This is a genomic window from Turicibacter sp. (genome assembly GCF_017941855.1).
Taxonomy (GTDB): domain Bacteria; phylum Bacillota_I; class Bacilli_A; order MOL361; family Turicibacteraceae; genus Turicibacter; species Turicibacter sanguinis.
Window position 1 is genome coordinate 13,893 of the sequence record NZ_JAGAVR010000106.1, and the last position, 15,742, is coordinate 29,634.

The 15,742-nt window shown below is 34.6% G+C and carries 15 protein-coding genes; 12 read left to right on the forward strand and 3 right to left on the reverse strand.

Going from position 1 to position 15,742, the window contains the following annotated elements; genetic code table 11:
• Window positions 1-47: 47 nt before the first annotated feature.
• Complete coding sequence (locus tag J6D32_RS11390) at window positions 48-869, reverse strand: site-2 protease family protein (protein WP_006784281.1); 822 nt, start codon at window positions 867-869, stop codon at window positions 48-50.
• A 577-nt stretch (window positions 870-1,446) separates the two neighbouring features.
• On the opposite strand from J6D32_RS11390, the gene J6D32_RS11395 reads away from it, so the two are divergent.
• The 6 genes from J6D32_RS11395 (at window position 1,447) to J6D32_RS11420 (ending at window position 8,544) form a co-directional block, all read left to right on the forward strand.
• Complete coding sequence (locus tag J6D32_RS11395) at window positions 1,447-2,604, forward strand: YecA family protein (protein WP_006784282.1); 1,158 nt, start codon at window positions 1,447-1,449, stop codon at window positions 2,602-2,604.
• A gap of 177 nt (window positions 2,605-2,781) precedes the next feature.
• Window positions 2,782-4,707 carry a peptidase U32 family protein gene (locus J6D32_RS11400; RefSeq protein ID WP_006784283.1) on the forward strand — a complete coding sequence of 642 codons (1,926 nt, stop codon included), beginning with the start codon at window positions 2,782-2,784 and terminating at the stop codon, window positions 4,705-4,707.
• Window positions 4,708-4,718: 11 nt separating this feature from the next.
• Window positions 4,719-5,990: an aspartate aminotransferase family protein gene (locus J6D32_RS11405; protein WP_006784284.1), complete on the forward strand. Its 1,272-nt coding sequence runs from the start codon at window positions 4,719-4,721 to the stop codon at window positions 5,988-5,990.
• Window positions 5,991-6,103: 113 nt separating this feature from the next.
• A complete protein-coding gene (locus tag J6D32_RS11410; protein WP_006784285.1) occupies window positions 6,104-6,409 on the forward strand; it encodes a hypothetical protein in 306 nt (101 codons plus the stop codon).
• A 109-nt stretch (window positions 6,410-6,518) separates the two neighbouring features.
• Window positions 6,519-7,607, forward strand: coding sequence for a hypothetical protein (locus J6D32_RS11415; protein ID WP_006784286.1), 1,089 nt, complete (start codon window positions 6,519-6,521; stop codon window positions 7,605-7,607).
• Between the two features lie 76 nt (window positions 7,608-7,683).
• Window positions 7,684-8,544, forward strand: coding sequence for a patatin-like phospholipase family protein (locus tag J6D32_RS11420; RefSeq protein ID WP_006784287.1), 861 nt, complete (start codon window positions 7,684-7,686; stop codon window positions 8,542-8,544).
• A 76-nt stretch (window positions 8,545-8,620) separates the two neighbouring features.
• Here the strand turns inward: J6D32_RS11420 and J6D32_RS11425 are convergent, their stop codons facing one another.
• Together J6D32_RS11425 and J6D32_RS11430 are read right to left on the reverse strand one after the other, a co-directional pair.
• Entirely contained in the window at window positions 8,621-8,965 is a 345-nt protein-coding gene (locus J6D32_RS11425; protein ID WP_039930829.1) for a hypothetical protein, read from the reverse strand.
• Window positions 8,962-10,233: a DUF1576 domain-containing protein gene (locus J6D32_RS11430; RefSeq protein ID WP_006784288.1), complete on the reverse strand. Its 1,272-nt coding sequence runs from the start codon at window positions 10,231-10,233 to the stop codon at window positions 8,962-8,964. The genes J6D32_RS11425 and J6D32_RS11430 overlap by 4 nt, the downstream gene beginning before the upstream one ends.
• Window positions 10,234-10,517: 284 nt before the next feature.
• Here J6D32_RS11430 and J6D32_RS11435 point away from each other — a divergent pair, with 284 nt between their 5' ends.
• From J6D32_RS11435 to tgt, 6 genes are all read left to right on the forward strand, one after another.
• Entirely contained in the window at window positions 10,518-11,285 is a 768-nt protein-coding gene (locus J6D32_RS11435) for a formate/nitrite transporter family protein (RefSeq protein WP_039930827.1), read from the forward strand.
• Between the two features lie 202 nt (window positions 11,286-11,487).
• Window positions 11,488-12,048 (forward strand): Holliday junction branch migration protein RuvA, encoded by a 561-nt coding sequence (ruvA, locus tag J6D32_RS11440; protein ID WP_287467688.1) that lies wholly within the window; start codon window positions 11,488-11,490, stop codon window positions 12,046-12,048.
• A gap of 136 nt (window positions 12,049-12,184) precedes the next feature.
• On the forward strand, window positions 12,185-12,388 hold the full coding sequence (locus J6D32_RS11445; protein ID WP_129821269.1) for a hypothetical protein: 204 nt from the start codon (window positions 12,185-12,187) through the stop codon (window positions 12,386-12,388).
• A complete protein-coding gene (ruvB, locus tag J6D32_RS11450; RefSeq protein ID WP_006784291.1) occupies window positions 12,385-13,392 on the forward strand; it encodes a Holliday junction branch migration DNA helicase RuvB in 1,008 nt (335 codons plus the stop codon). The genes J6D32_RS11445 and ruvB overlap by 4 nt, the downstream gene beginning before the upstream one ends.
• 79 nt (window positions 13,393-13,471) lie before the next feature.
• A complete protein-coding gene (gene queA / locus J6D32_RS11455) occupies window positions 13,472-14,500 on the forward strand; it encodes a tRNA preQ1(34) S-adenosylmethionine ribosyltransferase-isomerase QueA (protein ID WP_006784292.1) in 1,029 nt (342 codons plus the stop codon).
• Between the two features lie 35 nt (window positions 14,501-14,535).
• The gene (gene tgt / locus J6D32_RS11460) at window positions 14,536-15,672 is read left to right on the forward strand and encodes a tRNA guanosine(34) transglycosylase Tgt (RefSeq protein WP_006784293.1); all 1,137 of its coding nucleotides are present in this window, start codon (window positions 14,536-14,538) and stop codon (window positions 15,670-15,672) included.
• Window positions 15,673-15,742: the final 70 nt, after the last annotated feature.

Below are 15,742 nucleotides of genomic sequence, written 5' to 3' on the forward strand. Positions count from 1 at the left end.
TTTATTATTAGAAATTATTTGTAAAACTATTCAAAAAATGGTTGATTTTATATTTTATTTGAACGGATAAGGTGACTTAGGGTGTTAAAAATGCGTTTGAGTAAAATGGCACCTAACAAAATGAGAATCCATTTTAGAAGTTCTGATTTAGGGTTACTTGAGAGCATCATATTTTGATACCAGCGAGTTAAAAAAGGAGTGACGATTAAAAACACTAAAAAATAACCAATGGCTTGATTAATGATTGTTTTAATCTGTTCCAATAACTCTACATGTAGTCCAAATTTTATTAAAAAAGGATCTAATAAAATGGATACAATCTGTCCTCCATCAAAAAAGGGAATCGGAATTAGGTTGAAAAGAAATAGTAAAACATTCATGAATAAAATAATAAATAGGGCATACTGTTGAAGCGTATTTTCATTTGCAATGATTTCGATTGATTCGGTGAATGAGGTATCCGGTATTAAAAAATCATGAACAGACAACATTGAGGTTAAGGAGATAATGAATCTGCTAATGAGTTGGTTCAAAATTTTAAATCCTTCTATTAAGTTTGTTTGATAATAAAGAGTAGAGGCGATAACGGCTGTGATGTAATTAAAGGTGCTACCTGCTAGAAGGATGATGATTTGTTGAAAGGAATTTAATTTATTTTCATCGGTTAAATCATAAATTGTTACACCACCACTCGGAAATAATTTAAAAATAAAGCGAGTATGAGCGGTTTTAATAGACAATATTTTGATACCCATTCCTGTTACCACATCGGTTGCTTTAACTCCAAAGAGGTAAGCTGCACAATAGTGGCCACATTCATGAATGAAAATACTGAGGTAGGCAATGACGATGTATAGAAAAATTGGCATTAGGATTCCCCCCTTTTTAAGACTATCTATACAGAAATAGAAATGTCTTTTCAGTTTTAGAATAAGTCTTAGTTCATCGGACTTTCTACTACTAAGACATCCAATAGTCCATGGGTCCCCTACTCTTGAAGCAGTCTTCTCCGCTGATAGGAGAGGCAAAAGTTTTGCAGTTGTACAAAACTGATTTAGACTTAGACATATACATATATATGCGTCATGGAATTAGAATATCCTTTAATCCAAAAATAGAAGCATTGCGTTAGGCAATGCTTCTATTTTTGGATTAAAAAAAGTTTGCGATATTGGGCCATATAATCTCCCAATAGGAAAACAACGTATAGATGAATTCAAAAAACAATAATAATCCCATCATGGTCACCACCTTAAATGATTGTTAGTTATAGTCTAAGAAAAATCGATTATTTTATGTGTAATTCGATGTCGAAAAAAGAAAATAAAACAAGAAAAATAAGAGGTAAAACACCTTGTTTGTAGAATTTTCTTTTGCTTTTTTATTAATAATATGATAAAGTATAAATTTCGAGTTGACTTTTTCTTTTGTAAGGTGGGATTACTGATGCAAAATATGAACGATATTATTAAAGAATCAATGATTGCAAATGCAATTAAATGTAATTATGATGAGAAGTTAGAAACAATTCTAAATAAACTCAAAAAACCTGAATTAAAACGTTTAGTGGATCATCATGGATTAAAAGGATGTTCGTCATTAGCAAAAGGTGGATTAATTGAACGTATTATTGCCACACTTGGTGATGTATCACGTTTAGAGTATATTCTGTGTGGCATGGACGATTTGATGATGAGTGATTTCGTTATGTTAGTTAATGAAGCGTATGTTAACTGTGATGAGATGATGTCTTCTTCTGTTTACACGTTATACAATCTTGGATATGTTTACCCTGTCATGAACGGTAAAGAGGTTGTTTACATGATGCCTCAAGTTGTAAAAGAGGCTTATGCTAATATCTCTCAACCAGAATTACAAGATACAAAAGTACGTACGGATCTTGTTTATTTATATATGAAGGCATTAGTTAATTTATACGGAATTTGTGATTTTGCTCAATTATGTAAAGTGTTTAATGAGTATGAAACAACACCATTAACGCCAGAAGAAGCGCTAAATGTATTATTCTGTAAATTAACATTCCATGGAAATGTTCAATCATTTGGACCATTATTTGTTTCAGATTCATTACTTATTGATTCAGAACAAGAAGTATTAGCTTTACGCGAAACTCAAGAAGAAAAAGAATATTACATGCCAACAAAAGAAGAAATTCAACAGTTTGGAATGGACGAAGGTGAATGGACTCCTCAATTAATGCAAGTTCAAAAATTTATTGAAGAAAATATTTGTGAAGATAAAAAAGTCGCTCGTGAAATTGCACATGAAATGGGAATGTCTTTTGCATATAAATATCAACCTAAATTAGCCTTTATGGCACTTGAAGGCCGTCAAATTGAAATGGAATCTTACAATGTAGGACAGGCGTTAATGATTCTTTTAATGGATGCATTTAATCATGCTCGTACGTGGGAAAATCGTGGATTCCGTCAAGTTGATTTAGAAGCTTCAGCAGTGAAAGAGGTTGCCTCAACACAAGTTGTTGTTCCAATGATTAATCCAATTAAATCAACTAAAATTGGACGTAATGAACCTTGCCCATGTGGGAGTCAAAAAAAATATAAAAAATGTTGTGGACGTTAATCGTCTTATTTAATCGCCTGTTAAAGCCTTTTGCTTTTAAGAGGCGATTTTTTTTATTTCATATTAAAATGAGTTAACTGAATAAAGTGATAAATGTCGAAATATTAAAGTCTATTCATTTAAAAACAGGTTATGATATAATGAAAATCAATCTGATGAAAGAAGAGGAAGCGGAGTATGAGTCGATATTTTAATAATCAAGAAGTTGAATTACTGGCCCCTGTTGGGACGTTCGAAATATTTAAACAAGTCATTCATAGTGGAGCAGATGCGGTTTATTTAGGTGGTAAAATTTTCAATATGCGTATGCATCGAAAAGGATTTAACTTTACAGATGAAGAGTTAGCAGAAGCCGTTAAAATTACACATGATCTAGGAAAGAAAATCTATATTACAGTTAATAACCTGTTAAGTTCAGAGGATTTAAAACAAGCAAAAGATTATTTAACCTATTTGAGTGAATTAAAGCCAGATGCTATTATCGTTCAAGATATGAGTATTGTGTACTTAGTTAATGAACTTGGACTAGATTTAAATATTCATGCCTCTGTTATGATGAATACACATAATCTTGAAACCATTAAAGCCTTACGAGAACTTGGCGTAACACGCGTTGTAACTTCTCGTGATATTGATTTAGAGACGGTCAAGTACTTCTCTCGTCAAACTGATATGGAGTTTGAATATTTTGTGCATGGTGACATGTGTGTGGCACATGGTTCACAATGTACGTATAGTGGAATTTTATTTGGAAAAAGTGGTAATCGTGGTTTATGTATGAAGCCTTGTCGTTGGGGATATAAAATGAACCAAGGGGGGAACCAATACAATACAACTTTCCCATTGGCGGTTAAAGATATGTATATGTATGAAAATATTCCGGAATTAATTGAAGCGGGAGTGGTTTCATTTAAAATTGAAGGTCGTATGCGAGAAGCCGACTATCTACTGGGGATTATTAATAGCTACAGTGATGCCATTAATCGTTATATTGAAGATCCGATTTTTTATGATCGTCAGAAGGATTCAAAAACGTTGTATGAAAACCGAAAACGTGATTTCTCGACCGCTTATGCTTTTGGTAAACCAGGACTAAGTAATATTAATGAACGATGGGAAGGAACAGGGAAGTTTTATAGTACTGGAAAAGTGTTTAGTAAACCAGTCGAAGAGAGTGAAATGAAAGACTCACGAGTTCAACAAATTAAATCGATGCTTGCGACAGAGGACATCAAAACGCATCGACCGACTTTAAGTGTTAAAGTTAATTCTTATCAGGCCGCGATGATGGCAATCGAAGAAGGGGTTGAAAAGATTTATTTATCAGGTGAAGTATTCCAACCACAGTTGCCATTTAGTGTGAAAGAAATTCAAAGTCTTTCGAAAAATAAGGGAAATTCTAAACTTTATTTAGGATTACCGACGATGATGTATGAAGATGATTTCAGTCGTTATGCTCATTTATTACGTACGCAAAATTTAGGAATTGATGGGATTGTCGTGACGAATTTAGGGGCTATTCGTTATTTTGCAGATTTCGGTTTTGAAATGATTGGGGATACAGCTTTAAATATTTATAATGCGACAGCAGCTAATTTCTATGGACGTTTTGGTTTAAGCTTAGCGGGCATGTCAAATGAATCACCAGTGATGAATACAAAAGATTTATTGCAACATTCAGCGTTACCGATTGAGATTACAGTTCATGGGGCCCCTGTTGTGATGTATATGAGTCATGATTTATATGAAAATACAAAAATCGTTGAGGCAAGTCAAAAAGCAGATCGTAAGTATCGTGATAAAGAGGTCTTGTTATTAATTGATGATAGAGGACAGGAACATCCTGTTTATCGTGACAATAAAGGGAATAACCATATGGTATTAGCTAAAGAATTATGTTATTTACCTTTATTAAAAGAATTACATCATTTAGGTGCGGCATCCTTTAAAATTGAAGGATGTAACTATGAACTTGAAACGTTACGTCAGATTATTAATACGTATCAAAAAGCGATAGCGAATCTTGAGCTTTGTGATGAGTTAGTAAAAGAATTAAATTATGAAAACTTAGGCTTCACACTTGGAGCAATGCAATATAATTAAGGAGATAAATTATGATAGGTGCAGATAAAATTATTCAAAAGAAAAAAGAGTTTTTATTTCCATCGTCTCATGGAAATCATTTTTATAAAAATCCTCCACAAATCGTGAAAGGGGATATGCAGTATTTATATGATGATCAAGGAAAAGAGTATATTGACTTTTTTGCGGGTGTTTCAGTGATGAACTGTGGGCATTGTAATAAAGAAATTTTAGATGTGGCGATTTCACAGATGCAAACGTTACAACATACGACGATCATTTATTTAACAGAGCAAATGGTGAATTTAGCAGAGAAGTTAGCAACGGTGTTACCTGGAAATTTACGTCGCTCATTCTTCTGCTGTACGGGTTCTGAGGCGAATGAAGGAGCCATGTTGCTGGCAAGATTATATACGGGGAAAAATGATTTTATAGCCCTTCATAATGGGTTACATGGACGTACGCATTTAACCATGAGTGCCACTGCTATTCCAATGTGGCGAGCAGATCCAGATTTATCTCGTTGTATTCATTTTGCCAAGAATGTTTATAGTGATACATTAGACTTAGAATCAGCGGCAAAGGCTTCAATTGAAAGTATTAAACAAGTTATTGAAGAACAAGGAGCAGAAAATATTGCAGCTTTAATCGCAGAGCCGATTCAAGGAAATGGTGGAATTATTACACCTCCTCTTTGGTACTTCAAAGAATTAAAGGCTCTTCTTGAGCAACATGATATTTTATTATTGATTGATGAAGTTCAAACTGGATTTGCACGTACCGGAAAGATGTTTGCGATTGAAAATTATGGCGTGGTTCCAGACATTATGACGGTTGCGAAAGCACTTGGAAATGGAATGCCAATTTCTGCTTTTTGTACGAATGATGAAATCGCAAAGGCATTTACTAAGCCATCTGCTTCAACACTTGGTGGAAATCCTGTTTCATCAGCTACTGCGATGGCAGTTTTAGATTACATTGAAAAAAATAACCTGTGTGAACGTTCAGAGTATTTAGGAGCTATTTTAAAACAAAAATTAGAGTTGCTAAAGGAAAAGCATCCGATTATTAAAGAGGTTCGTGGACTTGGCTTAATGCTTGGTGCTGAATTAGTAAAAGCAAATGGAGAAGCAGCATCTGAAGAAACAGATCTCATTTTAGAGAAGCTAAAAGATCGCGGATTAATTGTTGGAAAAAATGGACTAGGACGTAATGTACTAGCTTTCCAGCCACCTTTAGTGATTACGGAAGAAAATATCGAAGTTTTAATTCAGAATTTAGATGATGTTTTAAGTGAATTATAAAAGATGAAAGAGGCCTTCATAAGAAAGGTCTCTTTTTATGTTTTTGCAGACATAGTTTGTGATCATTGAAAATATAATAGAATGAAATCATAATAAGGGTAGGAGGAAAGAAGATGGAACGAAGCTTTAGTCGTGTTCGGATTGTTGTTGTACAGCCAGGGGATGAAGTTTATTTTGATCGCTATTATGACGATGTATTGGCAGCAATTGATAAATTTAATTATTTTTGCAAGTTAGCTAATATCAATTACCCTCAAGAAGTTGAATTTGTTCTTGATAAGACAGAAAAGTATAATGAAATGACAGCTTATTTTCCTTATAACGAAATCAATGATTATAACCAATCAGGTTTTGTTCAAGTATCATTATATTTTGAAGTTGGACGAATGTATTCACCTGATCGGTCATCATTACGATAAAATAGGCAACTAGTAGGAGAAGCAGTAATTTTTTATAAAAATTTACTGCTTTTTTTGATTTACATCATATGATGTAAAGAGTTGACTAATTTTTGATTGGGGTGAGATGATGAGAGTATTAAATCCCACATTGTATGAACAAATTGAAGTGTGGCAGGAACAATTGTCACCTGATGTGGATGTGAAAACACTTGGACATACTCAGGATAATTTACACAATAGTAAGGAAGCGATTATTGCTTGTTTAGTAGAACAGTTTCCGATTAGTTATCGTCAAAGTTATGAGGTCTATCATGATTGGTTTTTAAATGTTGAGGTGTATCAAACGTATGATGAGCTTCAAGTGATAAATGTACTAGCGCTTGGAAGTGGTTCAGGTGGAGATGTCTTTGGCTTAATTCAGGTGATGGAAGAGGTTTTTTCTAATAAGATTATTAATGTCTTTACCGTTGAGGGGAATAAGTTAGCCTTGCGAAGTCAAATGAATATTTTTAGACATTATGTAAGTGTTGGACTAATTAAAAATGAGGTGAATTTAGTTCCAATTTCGATGGTTATTCAACCATCATTTAAAGGATTTAAAGAAAAGTTAAATGAGTTATGTTTTAAACCTTACGATTTTACAAAGTTTGATATGATTCAAAGCTTTAATTGGATGAACGAGAAATCAGTTAGAAAACAGATGAAGTTTCTTGATTTATATGAGTTAATTCAAAGTTTGATGAATCCTAATCGAATTGCTGTGATTGCGGAAACTGTCGATCCTAATTCGAAAAGTGAGGAGTCACCTGTTTTCAAAAGAGCATTAAATGCGTTTATGATGTTTTCTTCTCGCACACAAAAAAAACAAATGCCCCTTTATGCCTTAACGCCGACCCCCTGTATTGCAAGACGATTGGCAGGGCTTTCTAAGTCGCAATGTCAATCATGCAAAGGTTGTTTTGATGAGGTCATGTGTTATGTTAAGTTGTGGCAACAGACACGATATGCTTGGCAATCAAGTTATTTGTTTGTAATGAAAATTGCTTCTTCATCGCTTGGGAGTCATCTGGCTAAGAATTTACAAAATGAGACCATCGGTTATCAAACTGCAAGTCAGGTTGGAGTGTATCAAGAGCGTTACTGTACACTCAATCGCCTTGTTAAAAAAGAAGTGACGGCTAATGCTTTTAAGTTATGTCAAGAAGAGGATTCCTAAGTGGAATCCTTTTTTATTTAAAGGCACCATTAGGGGCTAATTTCATAACTTATTGATATAGAGAGGAGGGGATAGTGTGAAAAATATAGGGTTAGTTCTATGTGGTGGAGGGGCAAAAGGTGCCTATCAAGTGGGTGTTTTTAAAGTGTTGGAAGAATTAGAAATTGCAAACGAAATAAAAATGATATCAGGTTCATCCATTGGCGCTTTAAATGGGGCTCTGTACCTAATGTATAGTGCAGATGAGATTGACCAAATTTGGCAACAGTGTAATTGGACAGCTATTTTTGGTGTGAGTAAAGAAAATATTAAAAAGGTAAATCAAATTGTACATCGTGTGAATACGAGGCAGATGTCGCCTTTTTTTGGGGCGATTAATATGGTTGGAGTTGCTAATCAAACAGGACTTCCATTACAAAGAAAGGGATTTGAGAAAGTATTACGCCAGTATTTAAAGCCATCTATTATACAGAAACAATCAATAGACCTTATCGTATCATGTGGAAAAGTAAATAGTAAGCAATTAGCCTATTTTAACTTAAATCATCAGTCTCCAAAGAAAATGCAAGATATTTTGTTTGCGACAACAGCTGTACCGATGTTGTATAATCCTGTTTATATTGATAACAGCTATTATTGTGATCCGATGAAATATGAACGTGCCCCTCTCGCTCCTTTGTTAAAATCAGATTGTGAGACGATTATTATTGTTTATTTAAATCGGGGGCAGTGTTTGGGTCGAAAAGAAATTAATGGTAAACGACTGATTGAAATTGCACCAAGTCGAGATTTGGGCACTGGTATTTACGGAAGTTTTGATTTTAGAAAAAGTGTGATTGAAAATTCGATTGAACTAGGAGGGAATGATGCATATCGAATTTTGTATAATGTCTTAAAGGAAAATCCGAGACCTCCACGTTATCTTAAGAAAAAATAAGTGAAGATGAACAGACAGAAAATGATTAAATAAAAAAAGAGATACTTTAAGTTATAAAGCATCTCCTTTTTTGTGTCTAAGCCTTATTTTTATAGAGTTTAAGGTTTAGAAGGTTTTGATTGATTTCCATTTTAAATGAGTCAGTCATCATCCCAATTAAGGCTAATTCAAAATCTTTACATCCTTCGCCTGCTAATTCCCAATAACACTCTTCCATTTCAACTTGTCGATTAGTTTGTAAATAATAGCTTAGATCTTTAAGCCTATCTGATTTTTCTACGTTATAGTTACAACTTAGGAGAAGTTCAAATTGTGAGTCTTGCTCATTGATTTGAACAGAGATATTCGTTGCATCTAAGGTGAAGAAGAAGCTAATAAGCTCGTTAGTTATTTTTGCTATGCGTTTTTGTGTTGAAATCATTGACGTGTTTCCTTTCGAAAAGCTTCAATTAATGGTACCAAAATAGCGGCGACAATGCCAGCAGAAAAACCATTATTATATAAATTTAATCCAGCATGCAGGCTTCCGACATGTAAAACAACGGATGAATGTAAAAAGCCTGCTAAAATTCCGTATGCCCAACCAAATTCACCTGCAATCGGAGCGAGTGACGTTCCAAATAAGGCTGCAAGTAAAATCGAGGGATCATTAATAGACCATACCTTTAAATAGGAACCGATGACTACACCAATCATTACCGGGATAATGTTTTTAAAATGTTTTCCAAATGCTCCGAATCCTATAACGGCAAAAATTCCACCGATAGTTGGTCCATTTAACTGACCACCAACTATTAAGACGTAAGTAGTAGCGATTAATCCATTGATTCCCATATTGATGAGTGTTGGAGAAAAACCATCTATTAAAATGAAATCACTAACTAGTCGTCCTGAGTGGTGTGTAATCCGTTTGAATTGTTCAATTGATCGTGTATCAGTCAACTCTCCTAGTAGAATCATTACCGTGCAAAGAAAATAGAGATAGCTTCCGATTAAAAGATTATTCCCCTCTCCCCAAATGAGTTGAGATGAGGGGTTATATCCAAAGGATTTAAATAAGGCAACTAAAACGGTAATCATCATACCTGCTGTAAATCCAACATTATAAAGGTTATATCCTTGGTGAACCTTTAAAAAGTGAGAGGCTAGAGGGGGAAGAATAAATCCAATTAGAATTCCTAAGATAATACCGAGTATGATTCGAAGCGGTAAAATAAGTTGAAAGTGAAAGATAATCTCTGTTACGATGGGGGCCATCGCCGTTCCGAATAATGCGATATAGATGTATCTAGCAAAAGGTTGTTTATGATACTTTGCAAATAAGTAGACCCCAATGATGATGGCCCATATATTTAATAAATTCTTACCTAGAAATGAAAAACCAGCAATTAGGAATAGGGAAGCGAAGGTTGCCCCATTAAAGTGGATTTTGTTTTTCCAGAGTAGAAAAATGATAATTAAGGTTAATATTCCAGAGTTAACAAATGCTCCTCCAATTCCACCGATCACGATATAATCAGTGATAAGGGCATCTGGATGAATAATAATTTCATATAAACCGTTTAAAATGTCTTTAAAGGAAGAGGTAATAAATCCAAATCCGATTAAGGAGAGGGCGATAAATATCATGACCCACATTTTATCGGATTCTTTCCAAATTTTTATTTTTTGCCTCTCTATCGTTTCCATCTATCAATCTCCTTTTCTATTAAATGTTATAACTATTATAATATATTGTGGGAATGGTCGTAAATATAACGTTTTCATTAAAATGTAAGAAAGAAGTGGAGAGAATATGGGAAGTACAGGAGAAATGTGGATAAAATAAGGAAAAAATGACACTAAATTGCTTAAAATTTATTTACAAATAAAGTGAATTGGTGTTATTGTTATGTTATAACGTTATAACATCATAATGTATTAACTCTGATGTTATAGTTAGATTTTAGGAGAATTACGTGGAGGGGTATTTTATGCAACAAATGTTAGCGCCAAAAGAAATTGCTGAAGCAACGGTTGGTGTTGGTAAGTATAAGACATCTAAGAAAAATAGTATTGTATTTGTTTCAGCTATGTTGGCAGGACTATTCATTGGACTTGGCTACACAGGATATTTAATTGTATCTGGCATTATGGCAGATGCGGCAGTTGGTAAAGTGGTTGGAGCTTTATTATTCCCTGTGGGATTATTATTAGTTTTAATTGCTGGAGCTGATTTATTTACCGGTAATACGTTAGTCACGATGGCGTGGTATAAAAAAGAAATTAAATTAGGTGATGTAGCAAAAAATCTTAGTATTGTTTGGCTTGGAAACTTAGTTGGAGCTTTATTCTTAGTTGTTTTAGTGTATTATAGTAATACATTTACCGGATCAATAGCTGAAGGTGTGATGCATTTAGCTGAGAAAAAAGTTCATTTAAATATGGTTGAATTATTAACTCGTAGTACGTTATGTAATATTTTAGTTGCAATCACAGTTTATATGTCTTATGCAGCGAAGGATGTTACAGGAAAAGTTATTATTAGTTATATTCCGATTTGGTTATTCGTTATTACAGGATTTGAACACTGCGTGGCAAACATGTTCGTTTTACCAATGGGATATTTACTTGGAGCAGATCTTACGATTGGACAAATTATGGCTAATATTATTCCAGTTACAATCGGAAATATTATAGGTGGGATGTTAGTGACTGCAGCGTACTACTTCTTATTCTTAAAAGATAAAGATCATCATTAAGATGAGGGCTTGTCCGTAAGGGCAAGCTTTTTTAATTTATAGCAACTATTGACGTGATTTTTTAGAAGGTTATGATGATTTTAAATGGATTCATGATTAAAATAGAAATGAATCTCCTAAAATAGAACTAATGTTTGTTTTTGTAACTTTTTAATCTAGGTGAAGTTATGTTATAATGAATCAATATAAAGAGGTGATGAAGGTGTACGCATATTTAAAAGGAACGGTTGCTTATAGCGCTAAAGATTTCGTTGTGATTGAGGTAGCGGGTATTGGATATAAAGTTTATACGGCGAATCCTTATGAATTTAGAAAGGATGAAGCGACACAGGTTTTTACACACCAAGTGGTGTCAGAGAATGATTTAAGTTTGTATGGATTTAAGACGCTTGAGGAACATGATTTGTTTATCAATTTGATTAGTGCAAGAGGCATTGGACCTAAAACAGCTTGTGCGATTTTAGCGATGAAGGATATGAGTGGATTACGTCATGCGATTGAAAATGGTGATGCAAAATATTTATGTAAGTTTCCTAAAATCGGTCCAAAAACTGCGCAACAAATTATCTTGGATTTAAAAGGTAAGTTAGTTGTGCCAGATGCTGCAATTTTTGTCAATAATAGTTTATCTGAGGCGCTTGAAGCTCTACAAGCACTTGGATATGGAGATAAAGAATTAACGAAGGTTAAAAACGCATTTAAAGATACTGATGCTTCTGTTGATGAAATTATTAAAAAAGGTCTACAATTATTAGTTAAGTAATCGATTAGTCCTGATTAATTTTCTATAGTTATTTTATAGGGTCTATAGTTGGGGTGGATAATCAAGCATTTGAATAATCAAGACTGACTTTTATTATCTTGGTTATTAATTGTTATATATAGAAGAGAGGGATAGGATGAAGTCAATGCAACGTATTAATCCATTTGCTATTGGGGGCGCCTTTGTTGAGTATTGCGTTGATAAGGGATACCTTGTGATGGAAGTAATGGATCATGAGGTGAAATATTATTTGACTGAAGAGGGAGAAGTAAAACTTAAAGAGGAATTTGGTATTACTTTGCATGCTTGTGCAAAAATAAAAGAAGGAAGTAGGGAATGAAGATGACAGAAGAACGCTTAGTGACACCAGATGAAGTCATGGGAGATGAGTCTGAATTAAGCTTACGTCCTGAACGTTTAAATCAGTATATCGGACAGACAGCTGTAAAAGAAAATTTACGTATTTTCATTGAAGCGGCTAAAAATCGTAACGAGTCGCTAGATCATGTTTTATTATTCGGACCTCCGGGTCTTGGTAAAACGACATTAGCCACGATTATTGCAAATGAAATGGGTGTTAACATTAAAACAACATCAGGGCCTATGATTGAAAGAAGTGGTGATTTAGCGGCTATTTTATCAGTTCTTGAACCAGGAGATGTTTTATTTATTGATGAGATTCACCGTTTACCTAAATCAATCGAAGAAGTTTTGTATCCAGCGATGGAAGATTATGTTTTAGATATTGTCGTTGGAAAAGATGAGTCAGCACGTTCGATTCGTGTAGATTTAGCGCCATTTACACTGGTTGGGGCAACGACAAGAGCAGGGGATTTATCAGCTCCACTTCGTGATCGTTTTGGTGTTATTAATCGATTAGAGTACTATACAGAAGAGCAGTTAACTTCTATTGTTAAGCGTACGGCGATTGTTTATGAGATTGAGATGGATGATTTAGCCGCACTAGAGTTAGCTCGTCGTTCTCGTGGCACACCTCGTATTGCAAATCGATTATTCCGTCGTGTTCGTGATTATGCCGAGGTAGTAGGGAATGGAGTGATTACACATGATATTGCAAAATTAGCACTTGATCGTTTAGACATTGATGAGTTAGGGCTTGATTATGTGGATCATAAGTATTTAAGAGGAATTATTGAACGCTTTGGTGGTGGTCCTTGTGGAATTGAAGCGATTGCCGCTTCAATCGGGGAGGAATCACAGACGCTTGAAGATGTTTATGAGCCGTATTTACTTCAAATGGGATTTATTAAACGAACACCTCGTGGTCGAGTGATTACACCACAAGCTTGTCATCATTTAGGGATTGAGTATCCGTTAAAATAAAGATTGAAAAAAAGCGATATTTGGTAGATAATTTAAGAAGTAATTAAATTAATTTTGCAACATAGAAAGTTGGTGTTTTATGCGAGTCGATCAGTTTGATTTTGAATTGCCCGATGAATTAATCGCACAGACTCCATTAAAAGATCGCGATACATCGCGTTTAATGGTTTTAAACAAGAAAACGGGTGAGGTAAAACATGAAGTATTTCATGATGTGTTAAATTACTTGCGCCCAAATGATACATTAGTATTAAATAATACGAAGGTCATGCCAGCTAGGTTAATGGGACAAAAACCAGATACAGGAGCCAGCATTGAGGTTTTATTATTAAAACAAGAACAACAAGATTGTTGGGAAACGTTAGTAAAACCTGCTAAGCGTGTTAAAGTTGGGACGATTGTTGAATTTGGAGACGGACGTTTAAAAGCAGAGTGTATTTCAACAGGCGATATGGGAAAACGTGTTTTCAAATTTATGTATGATGGGATTTTCTATGAGGTATTAGATTCACTTGGAGAAATGCCATTACCACCTTATATTACTGAAAAGTTAGATGATCGTGATCGTTATCAAACTGTTTTTGCTAAGGAAATTGGTTCAGCAGCTGCCCCAACAGCAGGGTTACATTTTACTCCTGAATTACTTGAAGAAATTCAAGCTAAAGGGGTTAAAATTGCTTATGTAACGTTGCATGTTGGACTTGGAACGTTTAGACCAGTATCAGTAGATTCTGTCGAAGAACATGATATGCATGCAGAATTTTATCAAATGTCACAAGAAACGGCAGATATTTTAAATCAAACTCATGAGTTAGGTGGACGTATTATTACAGTTGGAACCACTTCAACACGTACACTTGAAACCATTGCTCGTGATCATGGGAAATTTGTGGCTTGTGAAGGATGGACAGATATCTTTATTTATCCGCCGTATCAATTTAAAGGGATTGATGGAATGATTACAAATTTCCATTTACCAAAGTCAACATTAATTATGTTAATTTCATCTTTAGCAGGACAAGATGCTGTGATGAATGCTTATAAAATTGCAGTTGAGGAAAAATATCGTTTCTTTAGTTTTGGAGATGCGATGCTAATTATAGAATAAAATGCAACTAAGATAGTTAAAGTGAGGTGCCAATCTTGGCGATTAAATATGAATTAATACATGAATGTAAACAATCAGGTGCGCGTTATGGAAAATTACACACACCACACGGAAGTTTTGAAACTCCTGTTTTTATGCCTGTTGGAACATTAGCAACGGTTAAAACATTATCACCAGAAGAGTTAGAAAAAATGGGAGCTAAAATTATTTTAGCGAATACATATCATTTATGGTTACAGCCTGGTGAAAAAATTGTGGAAGAAGCCGGAGGGCTTCATAAATTTGAGAATTGGGGCGGAGCTATTTTAACTGACTCTGGTGGATTCCAAGTTTTTAGCTTAAGTAAACTACGTCAAATCTCGGAAGAAGGAGTAACCTTCCGTGATCATCGTAATGGAGCACCATTATTTATGTCACCAGAAATTTCTATCGGTGTTCAGAATTCATTAGGGGCAGATATTATCATGTCATTTGATGAGTGTCCACCATATCCAGCCACTTATGACTATATGAAAGATTCAGTAGAACGTACGATTCGTTGGGCAGAGCGTGGGAAAAATGCTCATAAAAATCCTGATACGCAAGCGTTATTTGGGATTGTTCAAGGTGGGGAATTCCCAGAACTTCGTAAATACTGTGCTGAAAAGTTAGTTGAAATGGATTTCCCAGGATACTCTGTTGGTGGGGTATCAGTTGGAGAACCAAAAGATGTAGCGCGTAAGATGATTTCGTATACAACACCATATTTACCAAAAGATAAACCACGTTATTTAATGGGAGTAGGATCTCCAGATGATTTAATCGATGGAGCTATTTTAGGTATTGATATGTTTGACTGTGTGTTACCAACTCGTATTGCTCGTCACGGAACAGCGATGACTTCAGTTGGTCGTGTTGTGATTAAAAATAAAACTTATGAACGCGATTTTACTCCGTTAGATCCAAACTGCGATTGCTATGCTTGTAAAAATTATACAAAAGCATACATTCGTCACTTGATTAAAGCGAACGAATCATTTGGACAACGTTTAGTGTCTTATCATAACTTACACTTCTTAATCAACTTAATGGAACAAATCCGTGAAGCCATCAAAAACGATCGTTTACTAGACTTCAAAGAAGAATTCTTCGAACAATACGGACTAAACAAACCAGGATCACGCGGATTCTAATAAGAAAAGCGGGGTCCCCACCCTGACGAAGTCAGGTTTACTCCGTAGGTGGGGCTGTTCCTTCTTGAAG